This is a genomic window from Paenibacillus sp. JJ-100, from assembly GCF_948329825.1.
GTDB lineage: Bacteria > Bacillota > Bacilli > Paenibacillales > Paenibacillaceae > Paenibacillus.
Map to the genome: position 1 here is coordinate 1 of NZ_CAOJCM010000010.1, position 23,547 is coordinate 23,547.

General features: G+C 47.6%; 20 protein-coding genes, 2 rRNA genes and 1 riboswitch. All 22 genes read left to right on the top strand.

The window, feature by feature from the left end; genetic code table 11:
• Nucleotides 1-115, top strand: a 23S ribosomal RNA gene (locus tag PQG66_RS22940); the annotation flags it as partial.
• Nucleotides 116-242: 127 nt separating this feature from the next.
• A 5S ribosomal RNA gene (rrf, locus tag PQG66_RS22945) occupies nt 243-359 on the top strand.
• A gap of 277 nt (nt 360-636) precedes the next feature.
• The gene (locus PQG66_RS22950; protein WP_272040158.1) at nt 637-1,641 is read left to right on the top strand and encodes a ketoacyl-ACP synthase III; all 1,005 of its coding nucleotides are present in this window, start codon (nt 637-639) and stop codon (nt 1,639-1,641) included.
• 385 nt (nt 1,642-2,026) lie between these two features.
• On the top strand, nt 2,027-4,156 hold the full coding sequence (locus tag PQG66_RS22955) for a DNA topoisomerase III (RefSeq protein WP_272040159.1): 2,130 nt from the start codon (nt 2,027-2,029) through the stop codon (nt 4,154-4,156).
• A 168-nt stretch (nt 4,157-4,324) separates the two neighbouring features.
• The gene (locus PQG66_RS22960; RefSeq protein ID WP_272040160.1) at nt 4,325-4,462 is read left to right on the top strand and encodes a hypothetical protein; all 138 of its coding nucleotides are present in this window, start codon (nt 4,325-4,327) and stop codon (nt 4,460-4,462) included.
• 135 nt (nt 4,463-4,597) lie between these two features.
• Nucleotides 4,598-4,861 carry a DUF1294 domain-containing protein gene (locus tag PQG66_RS22965; protein ID WP_272040161.1) on the top strand — a complete coding sequence of 88 codons (264 nt, stop codon included), beginning with the start codon at nt 4,598-4,600 and terminating at the stop codon, nt 4,859-4,861.
• A gap of 176 nt (nt 4,862-5,037) precedes the next feature.
• Nucleotides 5,038-5,472 carry a universal stress protein gene (locus tag PQG66_RS22970; protein WP_272040162.1) on the top strand — a complete coding sequence of 145 codons (435 nt, stop codon included), beginning with the start codon at nt 5,038-5,040 and terminating at the stop codon, nt 5,470-5,472.
• Between the two features lie 284 nt (nt 5,473-5,756).
• Nucleotides 5,757-5,858, top strand: a riboswitch (purine riboswitch).
• 171 nt (nt 5,859-6,029) lie between these two features.
• Nucleotides 6,030-6,515: a 5-(carboxyamino)imidazole ribonucleotide mutase gene (purE, locus tag PQG66_RS22975; protein WP_090923373.1), complete on the top strand. Its 486-nt coding sequence runs from the start codon at nt 6,030-6,032 to the stop codon at nt 6,513-6,515.
• Nucleotides 6,512-7,717, top strand: coding sequence for a 5-(carboxyamino)imidazole ribonucleotide synthase (purK, locus tag PQG66_RS22980; protein ID WP_272040163.1), 1,206 nt, complete (start codon nt 6,512-6,514; stop codon nt 7,715-7,717). The genes purE and purK overlap by 4 nt, the downstream gene beginning before the upstream one ends.
• Nucleotides 7,714-9,012 carry an adenylosuccinate lyase gene (gene purB / locus PQG66_RS22985; RefSeq protein ID WP_272040164.1) on the top strand — a complete coding sequence of 433 codons (1,299 nt, stop codon included), beginning with the start codon at nt 7,714-7,716 and terminating at the stop codon, nt 9,010-9,012. The genes purK and purB overlap by 4 nt, the downstream gene beginning before the upstream one ends.
• 273 nt (nt 9,013-9,285) lie before the next feature.
• On the top strand, nt 9,286-10,158 hold the full coding sequence (locus tag PQG66_RS22990) for a phosphoribosylaminoimidazolesuccinocarboxamide synthase (RefSeq protein WP_272040165.1): 873 nt from the start codon (nt 9,286-9,288) through the stop codon (nt 10,156-10,158).
• A 48-nt stretch (nt 10,159-10,206) separates the two neighbouring features.
• Nucleotides 10,207-10,455, top strand: coding sequence for a hypothetical protein (locus PQG66_RS22995; RefSeq protein ID WP_272040166.1), 249 nt, complete (start codon nt 10,207-10,209; stop codon nt 10,453-10,455).
• Between the two features lie 538 nt (nt 10,456-10,993).
• Nucleotides 10,994-11,239 (top strand): phosphoribosylformylglycinamidine synthase subunit PurS, encoded by a 246-nt coding sequence (gene purS / locus PQG66_RS23000; protein ID WP_017690695.1) that lies wholly within the window; start codon nt 10,994-10,996, stop codon nt 11,237-11,239.
• Nucleotides 11,240-11,243: 4 nt separating this feature from the next.
• Nucleotides 11,244-11,933, top strand: a complete 690-nt coding sequence (purQ, locus tag PQG66_RS23005; protein ID WP_272040168.1) for a phosphoribosylformylglycinamidine synthase subunit PurQ — start codon at nt 11,244-11,246, stop codon at nt 11,931-11,933.
• Complete coding sequence (gene purL, locus PQG66_RS23010) at nt 11,911-14,154, top strand: phosphoribosylformylglycinamidine synthase subunit PurL (RefSeq protein WP_272040169.1); 2,244 nt, start codon at nt 11,911-11,913, stop codon at nt 14,152-14,154. The genes purQ and purL overlap by 23 nt, the downstream gene beginning before the upstream one ends.
• A complete protein-coding gene (purF, locus tag PQG66_RS23015; RefSeq protein WP_272040170.1) occupies nt 14,139-15,617 on the top strand; it encodes an amidophosphoribosyltransferase in 1,479 nt (492 codons plus the stop codon). The genes purL and purF overlap by 16 nt, the downstream gene beginning before the upstream one ends.
• Nucleotides 15,618-15,659: 42 nt before the next feature.
• Nucleotides 15,660-16,073 (top strand): immunity 26/phosphotriesterase HocA family protein, encoded by a 414-nt coding sequence (locus PQG66_RS23020; RefSeq protein ID WP_334220804.1) that lies wholly within the window; start codon nt 15,660-15,662, stop codon nt 16,071-16,073.
• Between the two features lie 248 nt (nt 16,074-16,321).
• Complete coding sequence (gene purM, locus PQG66_RS23025; protein WP_272040171.1) at nt 16,322-17,362, top strand: phosphoribosylformylglycinamidine cyclo-ligase; 1,041 nt, start codon at nt 16,322-16,324, stop codon at nt 17,360-17,362.
• Entirely contained in the window at nt 17,362-17,979 is a 618-nt protein-coding gene (purN, locus tag PQG66_RS23030; RefSeq protein WP_272040172.1) for a phosphoribosylglycinamide formyltransferase, read from the top strand. The genes purM and purN overlap by 1 nt, the downstream gene beginning before the upstream one ends.
• Before the next feature lie 335 nt (nt 17,980-18,314).
• The gene (gene purH / locus PQG66_RS23035; protein ID WP_272040173.1) at nt 18,315-19,862 is read left to right on the top strand and encodes a bifunctional phosphoribosylaminoimidazolecarboxamide formyltransferase/IMP cyclohydrolase; all 1,548 of its coding nucleotides are present in this window, start codon (nt 18,315-18,317) and stop codon (nt 19,860-19,862) included.
• Nucleotides 19,863-20,070: 208 nt separating this feature from the next.
• A complete protein-coding gene (gene purD, locus PQG66_RS23040; protein WP_272040174.1) occupies nt 20,071-21,336 on the top strand; it encodes a phosphoribosylamine--glycine ligase in 1,266 nt (421 codons plus the stop codon).
• Between the two features lie 838 nt (nt 21,337-22,174).
• Nucleotides 22,175-23,512, top strand: a complete 1,338-nt coding sequence (locus tag PQG66_RS23045) for a hemolysin family protein (RefSeq protein ID WP_272040175.1) — start codon at nt 22,175-22,177, stop codon at nt 23,510-23,512.
• Nucleotides 23,513-23,547 lie beyond the last annotated feature (35 nt).

Below are 23,547 nucleotides of genomic sequence, written 5' to 3' on the forward strand. Positions count from 1 at the left end.
GATGAGATTTCCCAGTATGTAAGACCCCTTGAAGACGACGAGGTAGATAGGCTGGGGGTGGAAGTGCAGCAATGCATGGAGCTGACCAGTACTAATCGGTCGAGGGCTTATCCAATAGCAGTTCTAAGCGCGTGAGTTTCGTTTCGAATCTAGTTTTCAGAGAACAACACTCTGAGTATATGCTGAACCATTGTTCCACTTGGAGAATGGGAAGGCGAACGCATTTGCACAACAAATGCCCGTTTGGTGGCGATGGCGGAGGGGTTCCACACGTACCCATCCCGAACACGACCGTTAAGCCCTCTAGCGCCGATGGTACTTGGACCGCAGGGTCCTGGGAGAGTAGGAAGCCGCCAAGCAAAGAACCACTGCCGATGAAATTCGGTGGTGGTTTTTATTTGTTTTAAATAAATTTACTTGATCAAGGCAGCTCATTAAAATATGAGCTGTTTTTTTGTTGTATCTCCATAGACGGTGCGTTTGCAGTTTCCTTGATCGAGGAGAGGAGTGTAAAGATTTAAATATAGTTATACTAACAAGTAGATGGGAAGTTATCTTGGATAAATAAAAAAATTAGTACCAAGTACTAGTACTAAGTGCTATAATGAAAAAAAAAGAAACGAGGTGATCTCTGTGATGAATCATCAATCGAAGGCAGCAATAACAGCGATGGGTACGTATGTGCCTGAACAAATTTTGAGTAATGCAGATTTAGAGAAGATGGTTGATACAAGCGATGAATGGATTGTACAACGGACAGGCATGAGAGAACGTCGCATTGCAGCAGAGCATGAGTATGTATCTGATCTGGCTACAAAAGCCGTAGAAGATATGATGCGTCGTTACGAGGTGGATATCACCGATGTTGATATGATTCTTTTTGCAACAAGTACACCTGAGTATTCCTTTCCAAGTTCGGCTTCACGCCTTCAGGCTAATCTGGGCATCCCGCACACTGGTGTGCTCGATCTGAATGCAGCTTGTGCTGGCTTCACATACGGGATGCAGCTCGCGGACAGTTTGGTGACCAGTGGGATGTATCGAAAGGTGCTGGTCATCGGGGCAGAGACGTTATCCAAAATAACGGATTATACAGATCGCACCACTTGCGTATTGTTTGGAGATGGAGCGGGTGCCTTTTTGGTAGAGCGTGCTTCGGGTGAGGGAGACTTTAAGTCGATCGTATCTGGAACCCAAGGAGAAGGTGGCATGCACTTATACAAAAGTGGACTTTCTACGGAGATGAATGGACAGCCTTTGAATGTGGAGGGGAAATTAGTTCAGAACGGCAGAGAGGTCTACAAGTGGGCAGTGCGTATGGTTCCAGAACAATTAGCTGAGCTTATTACTAGAGCTGACATGTCACCCGAGCAGATTGACTGGTTTGTGCCACACAGCGCCAATATGCGTATGATTGAAGCGGTGTGTGAGCGAGGTCCAATTCCACTGGAACGTACATTCACGAGTATGGAATATCGGGGAAATACATCAGCAGCCTCAATCCCGCTTGCACTTCAGATTGCAGTAGATGAAGGAAAATTAAAATATGGACAGAATGTTGCGTTGTTTGGCTTTGGCGGTGGACTGACATACTCGGGTCTGATCCTCCGATGGGGAATTTCAGAATCGAACAAGTCCTAATCTAAAGGGAGTTAGCCCATTAGCCCGTCATCATCTGAAATATCGGTAGCACCTGAGATCGAAATAAGAAGATTGTTCATTACTCACACTGAATATAAAAGTACACCCATCCCTATATTGGGGTTGGGTGTACTTTTTATGTTACATCCGATTACTACATAAATGTAAGGATGATTTCAATCCATTTTTTTATTAATGGCAGTAACCTTTCAAGGGGTTAAATGGGGTGCGTGGTGGTGGTTTATCCTTTCATGAGCCTGGCGACACCTGAAATAGAAGCAGTGGAATACCGAAGGGAGGTCAAAAACATGTTCCTGGTTGAAATGTTATAATAGACAAATAGATTCGCAGATCCTTAGTGTTCTGAAAGAAAGGGAGATACGAAGTGAAGACATTGGTACTCGCAGAGAAGCCATCGGTAGCTCGGGAGATTGCCCGGGTTATGGGTGCGCGTGATAAACATAAAAGCTATATGGAAGGTCCGAAATATATCGTCACCTGGGCACTGGGTCATTTAGTCGGATTGGCTGAACCAGAAGATTACGACAAAAAGTACGCGACCTGGAATCTTGAGGATTTGCCTATTTTACCGGAGCGAACCAAACTGAAAGTGCTTAGAGAAACGAATCACCAGTACAAAGCCGTACAGCAACTGATGAAACGTCAGGATGTGGGTGAGCTGGTCATTGCAACAGATGCGGCACGTGAGGGGGAACTGCTGGCAAGATGGATTATGCAGATGGCACAGTGGAAAAAAACATTCAAACGGCTGTGGATTTCATCTCAGACCGATAAAGCGATTAAAGATGGATTTGCCTCGCTGAAGCCCGGGAGTCAGTTCGACCGTCTCTATGAATCCGCACGCTGCCGCGCAGAAGCAGACTGGATGATCGGTCTTAATGTGACACGTGCGCTAACCGTACGTTTCAATGCGCAATTGTCAGCAGGGCGTGTACAGACCCCAACCTTGGGTATGATTATGGATCGGGAAAATGAAATTAACGGTTTTCGTTCACAAGAGTATGAGACGTTAACCGGAGATTTCGGAGATTTTCAAGCTGTATGGCGTGCAACCGGTGGGGATTCTAGGCTTTTTGACAAACAAGACATGCAGCAATTGAAAGAACGGGTGGAAGGGCGCAAAGGAACGATTGCCCAGGTGAAAAAAAGCGAGAAGGTCGAGCCACATCCGTTGGCTTACGACTTGACCGAGCTGCAGCGGGATGCGAACCGTAAACACGGATTTTCCGCCAAACAGACTTCCAATGTGCTGCAACGTCTATATGAACAGCACAAGCTGGTGACCTATCCGCGTACAGATAGTCGTTATCTGACATCGGACATGACAGGGACGCTGAAAGAACGCTTGGAAAGTGTGGCTGTTGGGCCATATGCATCGCTTGCGCGTCCATTGCTGCGTAAGAACCTGAACATCACGAAACGTATTGTGGATGACAGCAAAGTAACAGATCACCATGCCATTATTCCAACGGAGCAGACGGTGCTCTTGAATCAGTTAAGCCCAGAGGAGCGTAAGCTGTATGATCTCATTGTGCGCCGTTTCATCAGTCTGTTCTATCCGGCGGCCAGGTACGATTCCGTTGCCGTTACGGTACAGGTAGGGAAGGATTCTTTCCATGTAAAAGGTACTACAGTCAAGGACAGTGGCTGGCGCGAAGTATATGGCGGTGATTACACCGATGATGACGATGACCGTTCGGATGATTCTGGGGATCATGAGCGTGCACTGTTGCCAGATTTGCAGCAAGGTCAGTCGGTCACGCTTCAGCGTTGTCACATCAAGAGTGGACGAACCATGCCGCCGAAGCGGTACACGGAAGCGGCTCTGCTCTCCCAGATGGAGAAGCACGGGCTTGGCACCCCAGCAACACGTGCGGATATTATTGAGAAGCTGGTCAGCTCGGATACAATCGATCGTCAAGGTAACAGCCTGCATCCAACGGGTAAAGGCAAACAACTCATTGAGCTAGCTGCACCACAGCTGCGTACACCGGAGCTTACGGCTCGCTGGGAAGCTGAACTGGAGCGCATAGCGCGTGGACAGGGGAAGCCTGGCCCGTTCCTGGATGGCATTCGTTCTATGGCGAAGGAACTTGTATCTACCGTTAAAAGCAGTAAAGCCGAGTACAAGCCGCATAATGTGTCCAACAGTCATTGCCCGGATTGTAATGCAAGATTGCTTGAGAAAAAGGGGAAACGCGGGAAGTTCCTCGTATGTCCTACGGAGGACTGTGGTTACCGCCGCTCCAATGAGAAACGAATGTCGAATCGGCGTTGCGCCCAGTGCCACAAAAAGATGGAGATGAAAGAAGGCAAAGCAGGACTATATGTGCAATGTCTACCTTGTGGAATCACTGAAACGCTGGATAAAGGTAAGCAGCATGTGAACAAACGTGAGCAGCAAAAACTGGTTAAACAATATGCAAAACAAGAGTCCATTGGCTCCAATCTGGGAGACTTGCTGAAAGCGGCTATGGAGAAACAAGGAAAATAGGAATGAGCTGTTGCACACTTCGTGACTGCTGATTTTATATCCTCGATCCGGAGGTGTTTGCCGTTTGGAGCCGTGATAGGGAATACAAATCCGTGTCCGAATACAGAAGCCTCCTTCGTATAAGATGCTTGGTTTTCAGGCAACGTAAACGGAGGAGGTGAGCGTCAGATGCCACATAACAAACCGGAAAAGCGAAATAACCAGCAGAACAAAGACAGCATTCGAGAAGAAAACATTGCAGTAACCCCAGAGAAAGCGGCCAAACGAGTGCCGAGCCTGAACGGCATTCCAAAACAGGAATCGTAGAATTAGCAGAAACGGTTAGACAATTTAGTTATACGTAAAATACAGCGGTTCTCTTCCCGCGTTGATCATCTGCCTGACTTCAGATTATAATGGAGGCAGGGAGATGTCCCGGGACAGGGGGACCGCTAAACACATATGAAGACCGGACTTATAGTATGGTTTATTTTTATCAACGTTGTAGCCTATCTTGTTATGTCAGATGACAAGAGACGAGCGCGGCAGCGGCGGGATCGAACGCCAGAACGGACGCTATTTTTGTTGGCATTCATCGGCGGTGCGCTGGGGGTCTGGATTGCGATGTATCGGAAAAGACATAAAACGAAACATCCCAGCTTTGCCATAGGTATTCCACTTCTCGTATTTCTGAATGCCGTAATGTACGGTTACTTTTTACAATAATTCCTAAGAGTTTGTATGCAAATTCTTTCTTAATGAAAAAATGATTCATCCTAACCTGTGAAGGTTTAAGAAGTTACATGATTCCAGACTCTGTACAGGATTGACCTGTAAAGATTAAGATGTCAGACCGAAGCCTGCTTCGGATTCTACATATATAAGGAAGGGACGGGATTTATATGTTATTTTCCAAAATCTTAGTGGCTTATGATGGATCGAAGGCTTCGAACAAAGCGCTGGATCGTGCAATTGAGCTTGCCAAGGCATCTCCAGGGGCTGTGCTGGATGTCATTCATGCATTTGATTTCCCGCGCGTATTTATCGGAGAGGGTCTGGCACCGCTGCCTACTTCCCTCAACAATGATTACTACAACCTGGCTGTACAAACGACCGATGAAGCCAAAGAACGCATTCAAGCTGCGAGTGTTGAGGCAAATGTCGATCTGATTCAAGGGGCTCCAGCTGAAGTGCTGTTGGATTATGCCAAAGAGAACGATTCCGATATCATTGTAATTGGCTCTCGCGGGCTTGGTGGAATCCGTGAATTCGTACTGGGTAGTGTCAGCCATAATGTGGTACAGCACGCTCGTGTTCCTGTATTGGTTGTGAAATAAAAGGGGGTGTTCACCCCCTAATACTAAGCCGGTGTCTTCGAGAGATTGAAGAGGTCCGGCTTTTTTATTTTTGTGTAGCGGGGCCTGATTGTTCGAAAGAAATGGGTTTTTATTCATTTGCATCGACTTTATTCCCGAACAATAGATTTGTCAATAGTTTAAATGTTCGTCTTTAAGTTGACATTCGCTGTAGGGGGTTGTTAGAATGTTAGATGTGTCGATCAGGTATAAATAAGGTCGAGTAGGAACGAAAGCGATAGAAATGTGGAACATAGTAATAAAGAGGTATTGAATAGATATTTGCTCGTATAACGCCGGGAATAGGGCCCGGAAGTATCTACCCGGGAACCGTAAATTTCCGGACTACGAGGAGATACGGCTGAGACTCGCATTGATCGAGGCGGACAGCACCCCGTTTGGCATGCCCAAATATGGGGATACGTATTTCTTGGAGTCCGGTGTCCGGAGAAAATGTGATGTTTTCGCGGGTAACGGACTTTTTTGTTTTTTATTATGCAAATTTATCTAAAATGCTCAGACGGGAGTGGGATGTATTCATGTCAGTGCAAGTCGCTGTAATTATGGGCAGCAAGTCAGATTGGGAAACGATGAAACATGCGTGCGAGGTGTTGGACGAGCTGGAGATTGGTTATGAAAAAAAAGTCGTCTCTGCACATCGTACACCGGACTTGATGTTTGAATATGCAGAACAGGCGATTGACCGTGGATTCAAGGTCATTATCGCTGGTGCAGGCGGAGCGGCCCATCTTCCAGGTATGGTGGCATCCAAAACGATGCTTCCGGTCATCGGTGTTCCGGTTCAATCCAAAGCATTGAACGGTCTCGATTCCTTGCTGTCCATTGTGCAGATGCCTGGCGGCATTCCGGTCGCTACGGTTGCAATTGGCAAAGCTGGCGCGACGAATGCAGGCTTGCTCGCGGCACAGATCATTGGTGCATTTGACCCGGAGGTGCAGCGCCGCTCCGAAGCCCGCAGAGAACGGATTAAACAAGAAGTATTGGAAAGCAGTGATGAGCTATGAGTAATGAGGCAACTAGACAGGATAGAGGAGCAGGACAAGGCCAGCCTGTGTTGCTGCCTGGACAAACAACCATCGGAATTCTCGGCGGCGGACAGCTCGGACGTATGATGACGCTGGCTGGAACGGCCATGGGATATCGATTTGTCACCCTTGATCCAACCCCGGATTCACCTTGCGGTCAAATCGCGAAGCAGATTGAGGCTGGATATGATGATGTGCAGGCAGCAAGAGAACTCGCACGACAATGTGATGTCATCACCTATGAATTCGAGAATGTGGATGCAGAAGTTGCAGCTTTACTTGAACGTGAATCATCCGTACCGCAAGGTAGTACCCTTTTGTACACAACCCAGCATCGCCTGCGTGAGAAACGTGCAATTGAGGCTGCTGGTGTCCGAGTAGCTCCATACCGGGAGATTACCAGTCTGGATACAATGAACGCTGCGGTAAGTGAACTGGGCGTACCATGTGTGCTGAAAACGGTGACTGGTGGATACGATGGCAAAGGACAACGTGTGATTCGTGTGGCAGCGGAAGCTAAAGCGGCATATGAGGAACTTGCAGCAACAGGAGCAGAGCTGGTACTGGAGCAATTTATCAAGTTTGAATGCGAGATCTCGGTCATTGTTGCCCGCAGTACGAATGGGGAGATCAAAACGTTCCCGCCTGCGGAGAACATTCATGTGAACAACATTTTACATGCGTCGATCGTGCCTGCGCGAGTGGCTACGGACATTCAGCTTGAAGCACAGAAGCTGGCAGCGGCGGTTGCAGAATCGATGGAAGCTGTTGGTCTATTAGCAGTGGAACTGTTTGTAGCTGCTGACGGAAGATTGTATGTGAATGAGCTGGCTCCAAGGCCTCACAATTCCGGACACTACACGATGGAAGCCTGCGCAACATCACAGTTTGAACAGCACATTCGAGCGATCTGTGGATTGCCATTAGGAGATACAACATTGTTAAGTCCCGTTGTGATGGTCAATGTGCTTGGTGAACATCTGGAAGGGATCATCGCAAGAACAGGGCAACCTGATGAAGAGGCGATGGAACTGGGTGTTATCCCTAGACTTCATATATATGGCAAGAGCGAAGCGAAGACAGGACGGAAGATGGGGCATGTGAATTTGCTCTGTCAGGACGTCGAAGAAGGATTACAATGGATTGAACAAACTAATCTATGGAGGCGTACAAATTCATGATAGAACGTTATAGCAGACCCGAAATGAGAGCCATCTGGACAGAAGAGAACAAGTTCAAATCTTGGCTGGAAGTTGAAATCTGTGCATGTGAGGCTTGGGCTGAACTTGGAGTCATTCCGAAGGAAGACGCAGCATTGCTTCGCCAGAACGCTACGTTTGATATCGACCGGATCTATGAGATTGAACAAGAAACACGTCACGACGTTATCGCATTCACACGTACCGTATCCGAGAGCCTTGGAGCGGAGCGCAAATGGGTACATTACGGCCTGACTTCCACAGACGTCGTTGATACGGCGCTGGGTTATGTACTACGTCAAGCGAACGAGATTTTGGAAAAAGATATCATTAATTTTATTGAAATTTTGCGTGAAAAAGCGCTGACTTACCAGCATACACCAATGATGGGACGTACACACGGCGTACATGCGGAGCCAACCACATTCGGATTGAAAATGGCACTGTGGCATGAAGAGATGAAACGTAACCTGGAGCGTTTCCGCCACGCGGCAGACGGTGTACAGTACGGTAAAATCTCCGGTGCTGTTGGAACATACGCAAATATTGATCCATTCGTTGAGGAGTTTGTCTGCAAGAAGCTGGGCACCAAGCCGGCGCCAATCTCTACCCAAACGCTACAACGTGACCGTCACGCGGAGTACATGGCAACGTTGGCCCTGATTGCTACGTCTCTGGACAAGTTCGCTACAGAAGTACGTGCACTCCAGAAGAGTGAGTTCCGTGAAGTAGAAGAAGCTTTTGCTAAAGGTCAAAAAGGATCTTCTGCAATGCCGCACAAACGTAATCCGATTGGCAGTGAGAACATCTCTGGTCTGTCCCGCGTCATTCGCGGACACATGGTATCCGCCTACGAGAACGTAACCCTGTGGCATGAGCGCGACATCTCGCACTCTTCCGTAGAACGTGTAATCCTGCCGGATGCTACGATGTTGCTGAACTACATGCTGAACCGTTTCGGTAACATTGTGAAGAACTTGACTGTATTCCCGGAAAACATGAAACGCAACATGGAACGTACCTTCGGCGTGCCGTTCTCCGGTCGTGTCATGACCAAGCTGATCGACAAAGGCTTCAGCCGTGAGCAAGCGTACGATACCGTTCAACCGCGTGCGATGCAAGCTTGGGAAGAACAACGTCAGTTCCAGGACATCGTGAAGTCCACACCTGAAATTACGGCGGTGCTGAGTGAAGAGGAAATTGCAGATGCCTTCAACCCATCCTGGCACCTCAAACACGTTGATACCATTTTCAAAAAACTCGGCTTGAACGACTAATATATATCCCTTATTAGGCTAGAGAAACGAATGATGGGCTAGCAGAGAACGTAGAGGACGGAAATACTCTGAAGAAGCGAAGCTACAAGCTTTCTGAAAGAAAGCTTCATCGGAAGCATAGGCTGCGCCTTTATCCCCGGATTTTCACTTTGGAAAAGTGGATTAAAAAAGTCTGGGGATAACAGCGATCGAAAGATTGTTCTGTCATCGGAGTGGAGTCAGCACCATCAGGATTCGTTCTTAGCCTTACATCTCCTGAAAGAAGGTGAACCCATGGCACTGTCCACAGCGGCAGAACTTGTTAAAGTGCCTCTGTTATACAAAGGAAAAGTACGCGAGCTATATGATCTGGGTGAACATTATCTTATCGTGGTAACGGATCGCATCTCAGCGTTTGATTATGTGCTCGACCCAGCGGTTCCGGAGAAAGGCAATGTGCTCAATCAACTCAGCAGCTTCTGGTTTGAACTGACAGGTAGCATGATGGACAATCATGTCGTGCATACCGATGTTAATCAGCTAGGTGATCTAATCACCGATCCTGAATTGCTCAAGAACCGTATCATGGTTACTCGCAAAGCAGAACGCATTGATATCGAATGTGTGGTGCGCGGTTACATCACCGGAGGTGGCTGGAGACAGTATGAGACAACCGGGGAAGTGAACGGCATTACATTGCCAGAGGGCTTACGCAAAAACGCCAAACTTGAAGTGCCGATCTTCACACCAGCAGCCAAAAATGATGTGGGTCATGACGAGGATATTTCGATGGAGCGTATGAAGGAGCTTGTCGGAGATGCCCTTGCGATTGAACTTCAGAAGAAAAGCCTGCGCCTGTATGAGTTTGCTCGTGATTACTGCGATCAACGCGGTATCATTTTGGCAGATTGTAAATTCGAATTTGGGATCGTAGACGGCAAAGTGATCCTAATTGATGAAATCTTCACCCCGGATGCCTCTCGCTTCTGGGCAAAAGAAAACTATGCACTCGACATTGAGATCGACAGCATGGATAAAGAGCCTGTCCGTACCTATCTTGCAGGCACCGATTGGGACAAGAACAGCAAGCCGGATCCGCTTCCGCAAGAGGTTGTAGAAGCAACCACTGCTCGGTATGTCGATATCTATAATCGTTTGACCAAATAATAAATGGATGACGTTTGAGCGCGAGCTACTGGAAAGTTTGAGTGAGAGATGTTTGAGCGCGAGCTTCTGGAAAGTTTGGCCTTCGATCGCTGTTGCCCCCGGAATGTTTGGATTGGAATCCTTTTTTCAAAAGGACACATTCCGGTTGCAAAGGCGAACGCTTCGCTTCTCCAGCTCAAATCTTTCCCTCCGCCAGTGTTCAAACTGGTGGATGAGGCAATTAAGGCACAGGCTTCTGCAAGTTTGAAGCCTGGAAAGATTACAAGGATTAAAGTCGATGTTACTCAAGTAACTTGAAGATCTGTCGACGCATGCAGGTAGCTAAGGATAGGTTTAGGTTTTACCGTTATCAGCCCTGCAACGCAAAGGGTTTAGGCCATTTAAAATTTGTGCGGCAGGATCAGGGCGTAGGGGTGGAATTGTTCGAGAAGGAGCGAAGCGTCCGCCTTTGTTCCCGGGTTTTGACCGTGTTGCGGGCCAAAACGAATCAGAGAAACCTGGGAACAAGAAGCGGCCGGAGGAACAATCCACCCGGAGCCCGAGCCCCAAGGCAACACGCTTTTATTACCCGCCGTGCAACGCAAAGGGTTTAGGCCATTTAAAATTTGTGCCGCAGGATCAGGGCGTAGGGGTGGAATTGTTCGAGAAGGAGCGAAGCGTCCGCCTTTGTTCCCGGGTTTTGACCGTGTTGCGGGCCAAAACGAATCAGAGAAACCTGGGAACAAGAAGCGGCCGGAGGAACAATCCACCCCGGAGCCCGAGCCCCAAGGCTACCCTATATTTTTAACAGCATAAAGCATTTATCCCGTTCATTACTGAGGAGGAACTTTGAATCATGATTAAAGCAACCGTATATGTCACTATTAAACAAAGCGTACTCGACCCACAAGGCGTAGCCGTTCAAGGAGCTCTGCATTCTATGGGATTCAACGAAGTGGAAAGTGTACGGATTGGTAAAGTCATGGAACTCAATCTGGATACAACAGATCGTGCGGAAGCGGAGAAACGATTGAAAGTAATGTGTGAGAAGCTACTCGCTAACACCGTTGTTGAAGATTACCGCTACGAATTGGAGGGTTAATCTCATGAAATTTGCAGTTCTTGTGTTCCCTGGCTCCAACTGCGACATCGACTGTTACAAAGCGGTGGAAGATGCGATTGGACAAGAAGTAGATTATGTATGGCATACGGCAACAGATCTATCAGCATATGATTGTATTCTGGTTCCTGGTGGTTTCTCGTATGGAGACTATCTGCGCTGCGGAGCGATTTCCCGTTTCGCACCAGTAATGAACGAAGTAGCTAAGGCGGCAGAGCAAGGCAAATATGTCCTTGGTATCTGTAACGGGTTCCAAATCCTGACGGAAGCAGGTCTGCTCCCTGGAGCATTGATTCGCAATACGTCCCTGAAATTCCGCTGCCATGACACGGTATTGAAAGTGGCTAACGCGGACACGCCATTTACGCGTGACTATGCACCGGGCGAAGAGATTGTCATTCCGATTGCTCACGGTGAAGGCAACTATTACTGTGACGAAGAAACACTCGCAAGTTTGCAAGCAAACAACCAGATTGTTTTCACATATGGTAGTAACCCTAATGGTTCCCTGGGTGATATCGCGGGAATCTGTAACGAAGCAGGTAATGTCGTGGGCATGATGCCACACCCGGAGCGTGCAGTAGATTCACTGTTCGGTTCGGAAGACGGCAAACGAATGTTTACATCAATTTTGAAAGCATGGAGGGATCGGCATGACGCAGCAGCTATCCGCTAAGGAGCCAACAGCAGAACAGGTCGCAGAACATAAACTTTACGCACAGATGGGCGTGTCTGACAGCGAGTATGAGCTGATCTGTGAGTTCATGGGTCGCAAGCCTAACTACACAGAAATCGGTGTATTCAGCGTCATGTGGTCTGAGCACTGCGCATACAAAAACTCCAAGCCGCTCTTGCGCCGTTTCCCGACAAGTGGCCCGCGTGTTCTAATGGGTCCGGGTGAAGGTGCCGGAATCGTAGATATCGGAGATAACCAGGCTGTTGTTTTCAAAATTGAAAGCCATAACCACCCTTCCGCGGTAGAACCTTATCAAGGTGCGGCAACAGGTGTGGGCGGCATTATCCGTGACATTTTCTCTATGGGTGCTAGACCGGTAGCGCTGCTGAACTCTCTTCGTTTCGGTAAGCTGGAGAGCGAGCGTGTAAAATATTTGTTCGAGCACGTTGTGGCAGGTATTGCGGGATACGGTAACTGTATCGGCATTCCAACTGTCGCAGGTGAAGTGATGTTTGATGAGAGCTATGAAGGTAATCCGCTCGTTAACGCGATGTGTGTGGGTCTCATCGATCATGACAAAATCCAGCGCGGTGTAGCCAAAGGCGTAGGTAACCCGGTGTATTATGTGGGACCACCAACAGGTCGTGACGGTATTCACGGTGCAACGTTTGCATCCGTTGAGCTTACAGAAGAATCCGAGTCCCAGCGTACGGCGGTTCAGGTCGGTGACCCGTTCATGGAGAAACTCGTGATGGAATCCTGTCTGGAATTGATCGACACGGGTATCGTGCTTGGCATTCAGGATATGGGTGCAGCAGGTCTGACATGTTCCAGTGCAGAGATGGCAAGTAAGGCTGGTAATGGTCTGGAACTCTATCTGGATCAGGTGCCTCAGCGTGAAGAGGGTATGACACCGTACGAGATGATGCTTTCCGAGTCTCAGGAGCGGATGTTGTTTGTTATTGAACCGAAGGATGAGGCGCAAGCGTTGGAAATCTTCGAACGTTGGGGTGTGATCTGTGCCAAAGTCGGTAAAGTGACGGATGATGGTCGTCTGAAACTGATCCACCACGGTGAAGTTGTCGGTGATATGCCGGTGAAAGCACTCGTTGATGAGTGCCCGATATATGACAAACCATCCTCAGTGCCAGCGTATTATGAGCAAAGTGCTTCCGTCGACACGCTTCGTTATGACGAAGTGTCAGATCTTGGCGGTGCATTGAAACAAGTATTGTCTTCTCCAACCGTAGCGAGCAAAAAATGGGTATATGATCAATACGATTACATGGTACGTACAAGTACAGCGGTGCGTCCAGGCTCGGATGCAGCAGTGGTAACGATTCGCGGAACACGCAAAGGTCTTGCGATGACTACGGACTGTAATGGCCGTTATGTATACCTTGATCCTGAGGTGGGCGGACGAATTGCTGTGAGTGAAGCAGCGCGTAATATCGTATGTTCCGGTGCAGAGCCACTGGCGATCACGGACAACCTGAACTTTGGTAACCCCGAGAAGCCGGAAATTTTCTGGCAAATGGAAAAAGCAGTGGACGGTATGGCAGAAGCTTGCCGTGTGCTGGATACACCAGTCATCGGTGGTAACGTAAGTTTGTACAATGAAAACGCCAAGGGCTCCATCTATCCAACACCAGTAGTCGGTATGGTAGGTCTCGTTCATGATACAGATCATATCACGACACAAGCTTTCAAGTCCGAAGGTGATGTGATCATGCTCCTCGGTGAAACCAAAGCAGAACTCGGCGGTAGCGAGCTGCAATACGCCGTTCACGGCGTGACCGAAGGCCGTCCGCCTGAGCTGGACCTGAACACAGAGAAGGCATTGCTCAGCACTGTGCTGGAAGCGATCCAATCCGGTCTTGTTCGCTCGGCACATGACTTGTCCGAAGGTGGTTTGGCGGTTGCGCTGGCAGAGTCTTGCATCAGCGGTAACGTGGGTGCACAGGTGAATGTAGAGACTACACTACGTGCAGACCATGCTCTGTTCAGTGAGAGCCAATCCCGTATTTTGCTGTCGGCTTCGCCTGAGCAAGCAGGTAAGCTGGAAGCTTTTGTGCGTGAACGGGGTGTGCCTGTAGCTGTGATTGGACGTGTTGAGGGAAGTAACCTGACCATTGAATTGAACGGAACTTCAGCCATAAGCGAACCTGTAGGAGGTTTGGCAAAGGTCTGGGAGGATGCGATTCCATGTCTCATGAACTGATGACGGAACCGTTGTGGACAGGCGATTATTATAACGAAGGTTCTGGCAAGGAAGGACTCGATAAATTAAAGGAAGAATGCGGCGTATTCGGGGTGTATCGACACCCTGATGCAGCTTCCCTTTCCTATTATGGTCTCCATGCACTTCAGCATCGCGGGGAAGAAAGTGCAGGCATGTGTGTGAGTGACGGTACGCAATTTAACTATCACCGAGGGATGGGATTGGTGAAAGAGGTCTTTACCAAAGACTTGATGCAGACACTTACTGGCGATATCTCTATTGGTCACGTGCGTTATTCCACGAGCGGAGATAGCAAACTAACCAATGCACAGCCACTGGTATTCAAATATCGGGACGGTGACTTGGCCGTTGCAACGAACGGAAACATCGTTAATGCACCAACAATTCGGCGTGAGCTGGAGCAGAGCGGTTCTATTTTTCAGACAACAAGTGATACGGAGGTTATCGCTCACTTGATTGCACGTTCTCCCAAAGGACTTGTGGAGGCGGCTAAAGACGCGTTCCAGCGGATTGTTGGGGGATACGCATTTTTGATTATGACGAACGACAAGATGCTGGTTGCTTCGGATCCGCATGGACTTCGTCCGCTGACGATGGGCAAGCTCGGGGATGCCTATTTGTTCGCGTCAGAGACTTGTGCACTCGAAACCATTGGCGCAGAGCTGATTCGTGATATTGAGCCGGGTGAGCTGCTTGTGCTCGATGCAGACGGACTGCATGAAGATCGATTTGACAATCATAAGCATCGCAAGGCGCTCTGTGCGATGGAATATATTTATTTTGCTCGTCCCGATAGTGACATGAACGGTTCAAATCAACATGCTGCTCGTAAACGGATGGGTAGCCGGATGGCGATCGAGTCGTTTGTGGATGCGGACCTGGTTACGGGGGTACCTGATTCCAGCATCTCGGCGGCCATTGGATACGCTGAACAGACAGGCATTCCGTATGAGATGGGTATGATCAAAAATAAATACACCGGACGCACGTTTATCCAGCCAAGTCAGGAGCTGCGTGAACAGGGCGTGAAGATGAAGCTTAGCGCAGTGCGCCGCGTCGTGGAGGGGAAACGTGTTGTCATGATTGATGACTCGATTGTACGAGGTACAACATCCCGCCGAATCGTTAATATGTTACGTGATGCAGGTGCAACGGAAGTCCATGTGCGGATTACTTCGCCGCCATTCAAGAATCCTTGTTTCTATGGCATTGATACACCGGATAGCCGTGAACTCATTGCATCTGCCTTGTCGGTTGAAGAGATTTGTCGTGAGATTAATGCGGACTCACTGGCTTTCCTTAGCCCGGATGGACTGATTGCCTCGATTCAAGGAGATAATCAGGACGACTACAAGGGCGGACTATGTCTGGCATGTTTTGATAATGATTATCCGACTCGACTCGACTTCAACGGTGAAGAGAAATTCGGATGCAGCTGTTAGGAGGTCAGACTTATAGCAAGAAAAAGCTATAATGAAGGCGATATTTTTCTTATTCCGATGCATGATGGACGGTTTGCTGTGTGTCAGATTGTATGTGCACTGAGAGATCGCTTCAAAAAAGCATTTTCGTTCGGCGTGATGAGCATTCAGCGTGACGAAACCGTAAGTTTGGAAGATAGCGAATTCCTTGTCTATTCTTACGGTAAACGTAAGAGCAATGTGATCTTCACATCGCCCCAATTGCTGAAGGACGGAACATGGCAAATCATCGGTAACATCCCGCTGACTCCTGAGAAGAAGGAACTTCAAATATTCCAGTGCGCCGGTGGGGTATACAACGGTGACGAATTCATTCGAATGGTTCCACCAGAAGAGTACAGTCAGTACATTACAATGGGCGTAGCTGGTTTTGAATTGGTACAGATTCATCTGTTAGAGATGAGTAGCAATAAATGAGTTAGACTTTTCATATACACATAAACGGGAAGGACAGAAAAAACCTGTAGAAGCGAAGCTAAAAGCTTTCTGAAAGAAAGCTACATCGGAAGCATAGGCGTTCGCCTTTATCACCTGATTTTCCCTTTGAAAAAAGGGAATCAAAAAATCTGGGGATAACCGCTACTCTCCAGGTTATTCTGTCATCGGAGTGTGCGGTGTAAATATGTTCAGCTCGATTTATACAAGATACGAAGGGTGTGAGGGTTGTGTCCGAAGCATATAAAAAGGCCGGCGTGGATATCGCGGCAGGGAATGAAGCGGTTGAACGGATGAAAAAACACGTTAAACGTACCTTCCGTCCGGAAGTCATGACCGATCTGGGTGGATTCGGTGCTCTGTTCGGATTGAACAAAGATAAATATGATGAGCCGGTACTGGTCTCCGGTACAGATGGTGTTGGAACCAAGCTAAAAATTGCATTTGCCATGGATCGTCATGACACAATCGGTATCGACGCGGTAGCGATGTGTGTGAATGACATCGTTGTGCAAGGGGCAGAGCCGCTTTTCTTCCTGGACTACCTCGCATGTGATAAGGTCATCCCGGAGAAGATTGAAGCGATTGTTGCCGGGATTGCAGAAGGCTGTCATCAGTCCGGCTGCGCGCTGATCGGCGGTGAAACAGCTGAGATGCCGGGTATGTACAGTGAAGGGGAGTATGATATCGCGGGTTTCACTGTTGGTATCGTAGACAAAGCAAAGATTATTAACGGCACAACTATTGCACCTGGAGATACAGTGATCGGTCTGGCTTCCAGCGGTGTGCACAGTAACGGTTTTTCTCTGGTGCGCAGATTACTGCTTGAAGAGGCAGGTTTGGATCTGCATTCTGAAGTGGCAGAGCTTGGCGGCAAACTGGGAGATACATTGCTGGAGCCTACGAAAATTTATGTAAAACCACTGTTGTCCTTGTTAGGAAATGTCAATGTCAAAGGCATGGCTCACATTACAGGCGGTGGATTTATAGAAAATATCCCGCGTATGCTGCCAAGCAACGTGAACGTGGATATTGATTATGGCTCATGGCCGATTCTGCCAATCTTCAACTTGTTACAACAAAAAGGCAATGTTTCGAATCGTGATATGTTCACTACGTTTAATATGGGCGTCGGGCTTGTATTAGTTGTGAGCGAAGCGGATGCAGAGAAAACCTTGGAACAATTGAAGGCGTCTGGAGAAGAAGCGTACATCATTGGCCGTGTAACTGAAGGAGATGCGAGAGTAACCTTCACAGGAGCGGATGTTTAATGACAAACTACCATATTGCTGTATTTGCCTCAGGGGAAGGAAGTAACTTCCAGTCTTTGGTCGATGCAGCACGGAATGGTGCCTTGGATGCTTCGGTGGAATTGCTTGTCTGTGATAAACCTGCTGCACGCGTTGTGCAGCGAGCACAGGAGGCAGGTATAGACTGCCATCTGTTTACGCCTAAGTCATATGCTTCACGTGAAGCTTATGAAGCAGAGATTATCGAGGTGCTGGAATCAAAACAGATTGATCTGGTTGTGCTGGCAGGTTATATGAGATTACTGACCTCGGTTATGGTAGATCGTTATGCAGGTCGACTGATTAATATTCATCCATCGCTACTGCCGGCGTTTGCAGGCAAGGATGCCATTGGACAAGCACTTGATTATGGAGTGAAAGTAACAGGTGTGACAGTGCATTTTGTGGATGGTGGAATGGATACCGGACCAATTATTGCCCAGCATCCGGTTCCAGTGATGCCAGGGGATACAGTAGAAACGATCAGCAAAGCCATTCACGCAGCTGAACAGCAGCTTTACCCTGAAGTCGTATCCTGGTTCGCACAAGGCTTGGTCCAGTTAGACGGACGCCACGTCACCGTTAACAAACCGGTTTGATATAAGTTGCCCTCTTTTTACAGGTTAACGTAGAGGATAGAAAAAACCTGGAAAAGCGAAGCTAAAAGCTTTCTGAAAGAAAGCTACATCGGAAGCATAGGTTTCGCCTTTATCACCGGATTTTTCCCTTGAGAAAAGGGAATCCAAAAAATCTGGGGATAACAGCGATTGTAAGGTTGTTCTTTCATCAGAGTGTCTAGTGTAAACACAAGGTTCAACTTATATAACAGAAGTCGAAACTTGGTACGCATTTTGTGATATTTCTCGGGAAATAAATCATCTGTGTTTCGTCAGGAAACGCGAAGCTTATGGGACAAAAAAAGGAGGAGCATATTGTGAGTATCAAAAGAGCGCTGGTCAGCGTATCGGATAAAACAGGCATCGTGGACTTTTGCCGCGAGCTGTCGCAAATGGGTGTGGAGATCATTTCGACAGGAGGTACAAGCAGCTTGTTGTCGAAGGAAGGCATCCCTGTCATCGGAATCTCAGACGTAACTGGATTTCCGGAAATTATGGACGGACGTGTCAAAACATTGCATCCGGCAGTTCACAGCGGCTTGCTCGCTGTTCGTGATAACGAAGAGCATACACGCCAAATGCAGGAGCTTGGTTTGGGCTACATCGATCTGGTTGTTGTTAACTTGTATCCTTTCCAGGAAACCATCGCTAAACCGGATGTAGCCTATGAAGATGCCATCGAGAACATTGATATCGGCGGTCCAACCATGCTTCGTTCTGCAGCTAAAAACCATGCCTTTGTTAGCGTAGTTGTGGATGCTGCTGACTACAGCCAAGTGCTGGAGGAAGTACGCACTAGCGGAGATACGACGCTGGAAACACGCAAACGGCTTGCGGCAAAAGTGTTCCGCCATACTGCGGCTTACGATGCGCTCATCTCCGATTACCTGTCCAACATCAATGGTGATCCGTTACCAGAGCGCCTGACCGTTACTTATGAAAAGCTCCAGGATTTGCGTTACGGCGAAAATCCGCACCAACAGGCGGCATTCTACCGTAAACCGCTGGCTGCGCAGGACACACTGACGACTGCCGAGCAATTGCACGGAAAAGAGCTGTCTTACAACAACATTAACGATGCGAACGCAGCCTTGCAGATTGTCAAAGAATTCGAAGAGCCTGCAGTCGTAGCCGTAAAACACATGAACCCTTGCGGCGTGGGGATCGGTGAAAGCATCTATGAGGCATACGGCAAAGCTTACGCTGCTGACCCAACATCCATTTTTGGTGGGATTGTGGCAGCGAACCGTATCATTGACAGTGATACTGCGAACAAACTGAGTGAGATTTTCTTGGAAATCGTACTCGCACCTGATTTTACCCAAGAAGCACTGGAGATCCTGACGAAAAAGAAAAACATTCGATTGCTCAAAACAGGTGAACTGAGTGCAGCTCGCAACCGTGAAAGCCAGTTCGTGGTGACGTCTATTGACGGCGGCATGATTGTACAACAATCGGACGTACACTCCATTGAAGCAAGCGAGCTTAACGTCGTGACAGATCGTGCACCTTCCGAAGAAGAGTTGAAACAGCTATTGTTTGGTTGGAAAGTGGTTAAACATGTGAAATCCAATGCTATCGTACTTGCTGCGAATGATATGACAGTAGGCGTTGGTGCGGGACAAATGAACCGTGTCGGTGCTGCTAAAATTGCAATCGAGCAAGCTGGTGAGCAGGCCAAAGGCGCAGTTCTCGCTTCCGATGCGTTCTTCCCAATGGGCGATACTCTTGAACTGGCAGCAAAAGCCGGCATTACAGCAGTTATTCAACCAGGTGGTTCTATCAAAGACGAAGAATCCATCAAAGTAGCTAATGAATACGGCATTGCTATGGTATTTACTGGCGTTCGTCATTTTAAACACTAGAACAAGTGTTGAGCAGGTTAGAGAGTCATAGAATGAGCGGAAACATATGAAATTCAAATGCTCTCTCATCTACAACGGCAAGTGTAAATAAGGAGTGTCACCTGTCATGCTCATGACGAATGGGACACTCCTTTTTTCAGGAAAAGAAGCAATTCATGTGTTTCCATATTGAAAATTCAGAAAATTTTGTGTAGAGGGGATCAGACGAATGGATATATTGGTAGTCGGCGGCGGTGGCCGCGAACATGCCATTATCTGGGCACTGGCGAAAAGTCCAAAGGCAGGCAAGATTCATTGCGCACCAGGGAATGCGGGTATTGCACAACTCGCAGAGTGTCACCCGATTGCGGTGCATGAATTCGACAAGCTTAAAGCATTGGCTGTTGAACTAAAAGTAGACTTCGTCGTCATCGGACCGGATGATCCGCTCGCAGACGGCATCGTGGATGCATTTGACTCGACAGGCCTGCCTGTCTTCGGCCCACGTCGCAACGCAGCCGAGATTGAGGGAAGCAAAACATTTATGAAGGATCTGTTACACAAATACAACATCCCTACAGCTGCGTATGAGAAGTTCGATAACTACGAGCAGGCTCAGGCATATCTGGATAAACAAGTGATTCCTGTAGTCATTAAAGCGGACGGACTCGCAGCAGGTAAAGGGGTTACCGTCGCTTACTCCCGTGAAGAAGCGAACCAGGCTCTTCGCAATATTATGGTCGATAAGGTGTTTGGCGAAGCTGGAGCTAAAGTGATTATTGAAGAATTCCTCGCCGGACAGGAAATGTCGATTCTGGCCTTTGTTGATGGCGAGACGGTTCGCCCCATGGCTGCTGCGCAAGATCATAAACCGGTCTTCGATAATGATCAGGGGCCTAACACAGGTGGAATGGGTACATACTCTCCGCTTCCACATATTCCGGCATCCATTATTGATGAAGCGGTAGAGACGATTATCAAGCCAACGGCGAAAGCAATGGTATCCGAAGGACGTCCGTTCCGCGGTGTATTGTTCGCAGGTTTGATGATATCCCCGGATGGCAAACCTAAAACGATTGAGTTCAACGCTCGATTTGGAGATCCAGAAACACAAGTAGTGTTACCGCGTCTGAAGAGTGACCTGCTTGAGATTTTCTGGGCAACCGTTCATGGGAAATTGGCTGATCTGGAGATTGAATGGAGCGACGAAGCTGCTGTATGTGTCGTGCTAGCTTCAGGTGGATACCCGGGCCCGTACGCCAAAGGTGTTGTGATCGAGGGACTGGATCAAGTTGAAGAGGCTGTTGTATTCCATGCAGGAACAGCACGGAATGAAGCTGGAGACTGGGTAACGAACGGCGGGCGTATTCTTGGCGTTGTTGGTCTCGGCACAGATATTGCAGAAGCCAGAGCCAAGGCATATGCTGAGGCAGAGCGGATTCAATTCGAAGGCAAACATCAGCGCTCCGACATTGCAGCCAAAGCTTTGGTATAATTGCCGAGCATCAGTTTTTTCTTAACTTAAACAGCTAAACAGCTAAACAGCCCGTAAGATGGGATACCGAAAGGTATTTGCATCCTGCGGGCTCTTTGCTACGTATTACATATATCCCTTGAAAAAAGTTGTATTCTTGCATTTGTAAAGTCTGAGCAGGCTTGAACGAAAGCCAATGAAACTGTTTTATATCCAAACGGAACGGGTAGTAAATCAGTAAATTATCAGGAGTAATAGTCCGAAGTTTAACACTAAGATTAAAAGCTAAAGTTATAGTTATAGTTATAGTTATAGTGAAAATAAAGTAAAGTGCAAGCATACGATCTCAAAGCTGTTACAGACACAATACGCTCGTTAGCATGCCAAAGCATAACATACATATAGATTAATCTGTGAATACTATACTGTAAGCTTGTTCCAAACCATAACGTGCAACTGGATGGTTGGGTTGCAAACATGATATACTTTTCGGAAACAGGAATCGTTACGTTGGGAGGTGGATATCTATTGGGTAGGCGATATTGTAAATTGTCCAAATGGAGAATCTAGGTGGAGTTGATTAAGAAACAGTAGACACCAAAAGGGGAAGCCCGTTTTGATTAAAATCGTTTCTGCACGTCATTGACTTCATCTTGTATTCCTGTTTTTAGATTTACAAGGTCATTGTGCGACTTATACAGAAGTGATCAAAAATTGATTTTTTTATATACGTTTCTAAGCACCAATTGCCCATGGCATCTGACAACTAAAACAGCACATGAGAGGTTAACGGCATTAACGTTAACGAAGTACGCTGTAACTATCTTTGGAGGTGAATCCCTGAGAATCGGGGAAGTCTTTGGACATAATTACCATATTAAATATCGCATTGCTTATCATCTTGATCGTAGCGACTGCTTTTTTTGTCGCATCAGAGTTTGCTGTTGTTAAAATTCGTACATCAAGGGTGGATCAACTGGTTGCCGAAGGCAATAAGAAGGCTGTTCTTGCCAAAAAGGTTGTATCGGATCTGGACTATTATCTGTCTGCCTGTCAGCTTGGTATTACGGTTACGGCTCTGGGACTCGGAGCACTAGGTAAACCGACTGTAGAGAGATTGTTGTATCCGTTGTTCAGCTATTTGGACGTACCTGCCTCTGCCACGGCCATTGCTTCTTATGCGATAGCTTTTATTCTCGTTACGTTTTTGCATGTCGTTGTTGGTGAGATGGCACCTAAAACGCTGGCGATTCAGTTCTCGGAAAAACTGACGTTATTACTCTCGCCACCGCTGTACTGGTTTGGTAAAGTTATGTCCCCATTTATTTGGGCGCTTAACGGTACATCTCGTGTAATCCTGCGTGGATTCGGTGTTAAACCAGCCGGACATGATCAAGCTTATTCCGAGGACGAGATTAAAATTATTATGAACCAGAGTTATGAAGGCGATGAGAGTAATCAAACCAAACTTTCGTATCTGGAAAATGTGTTTGTGTTCGATGAACGTGACGCCAAAGACATCATGGTTCCACGTACCGAACTAATCACGCTTAATGAGGATATGACTTATGATGATATCATTCCTATTTTCGATGAGCATAACTATTCAAGGTATCCCGTGATTGAAGACGGGGACAAAGATCGTATTATCGGTGTTGTAAATGTGAAGAAGATTCTGCCGGATATGGTCGCCACGCGGGCACGACAATTAAGTGATTTCGTGCGTGAAATCCCGTTTGTATCTGAAGTGACGCCGATTCAGGATGCGATGATTAAAATGCAGCAAGAACGGGTGCATATGGCTGTAGTCGTCGATGAGTATGGCGGTACTTCAGGGATCATAACGATGGAGGATATTTTGGAAGAGCTGGTTGGTGAGATCCGGGATGAATTCGATGCAGATGAAGTGGCAGACATTCAGGAGACCGGAGAAAACCAGTACCTGATTAACGGACGTGTACTTCTGGATGAGCTGGAGCGGCAATTCGGGATTGTATTCGAGGGTAATGAAGAGATGGATACCGTTGCCGGATGGATTCAGTACCAGAAGGGTGTCGGTGTAGAAAAAGGAGATACGGTTGAACACGGTGACTATGTCTGGACCGTTGTGGATGCTGAGAATTATCACATCAAGCAGGTGTTGCTTGAGCGTGTCAATGGCCCTGAGGTTGAGGAACCTGCAAGCGATTTGGCATAACCCTAACTTGAAAGAAGCTATGTAAGTATATTTCT

Bases quoted from the DNA above. Each gene is read 5' to 3' on its own strand.
- purD (WP_272040174.1), top strand. From the start codon at position 20,071: ATGGATATATTGGTAGTCGGCGGCGGTGGCCGCGAACATGCCATTATC.
- PQG66_RS22970 (WP_272040162.1), top strand. From the start codon at position 5,038: ATGTTATTTTCCAAAATCTTAGTGGCTTATGATGGATCGAAGGCTTCG.
- purS (WP_017690695.1), top strand. From the start codon at position 10,994: ATGATTAAAGCAACCGTATATGTCACTATTAAACAAAGCGTACTCGAC.
- PQG66_RS22965 (WP_272040161.1), top strand. From the start codon at position 4,598: ATGAAGACCGGACTTATAGTATGGTTTATTTTTATCAACGTTGTAGCC.
- purE (WP_090923373.1), top strand. From the start codon at position 6,030: ATGTCAGTGCAAGTCGCTGTAATTATGGGCAGCAAGTCAGATTGGGAA.
- PQG66_RS22960 (WP_272040160.1), top strand. From the start codon at position 4,325: ATGCCACATAACAAACCGGAAAAGCGAAATAACCAGCAGAACAAAGAC.
- purN (WP_272040172.1), top strand. From the start codon at position 17,362: ATGACAAACTACCATATTGCTGTATTTGCCTCAGGGGAAGGAAGTAAC.
- PQG66_RS22950 (WP_272040158.1), top strand. From the start codon at position 637: ATGAATCATCAATCGAAGGCAGCAATAACAGCGATGGGTACGTATGTG.
- purF (WP_272040170.1), top strand. From the start codon at position 14,139: ATGTCTCATGAACTGATGACGGAACCGTTGTGGACAGGCGATTATTAT.
- purL (WP_272040169.1), top strand. From the start codon at position 11,911: ATGACGCAGCAGCTATCCGCTAAGGAGCCAACAGCAGAACAGGTCGCA.
- purB (WP_272040164.1), top strand. From the start codon at position 7,714: ATGATAGAACGTTATAGCAGACCCGAAATGAGAGCCATCTGGACAGAA.
- PQG66_RS22990 (WP_272040165.1), top strand. From the start codon at position 9,286: ATGGCACTGTCCACAGCGGCAGAACTTGTTAAAGTGCCTCTGTTATAC.
- PQG66_RS22995 (WP_272040166.1), top strand. From the start codon at position 10,207: ATGTTTGAGCGCGAGCTTCTGGAAAGTTTGGCCTTCGATCGCTGTTGC.
- purK (WP_272040163.1), top strand. From the start codon at position 6,512: ATGAGTAATGAGGCAACTAGACAGGATAGAGGAGCAGGACAAGGCCAG.
- purQ (WP_272040168.1), top strand. From the start codon at position 11,244: ATGAAATTTGCAGTTCTTGTGTTCCCTGGCTCCAACTGCGACATCGAC.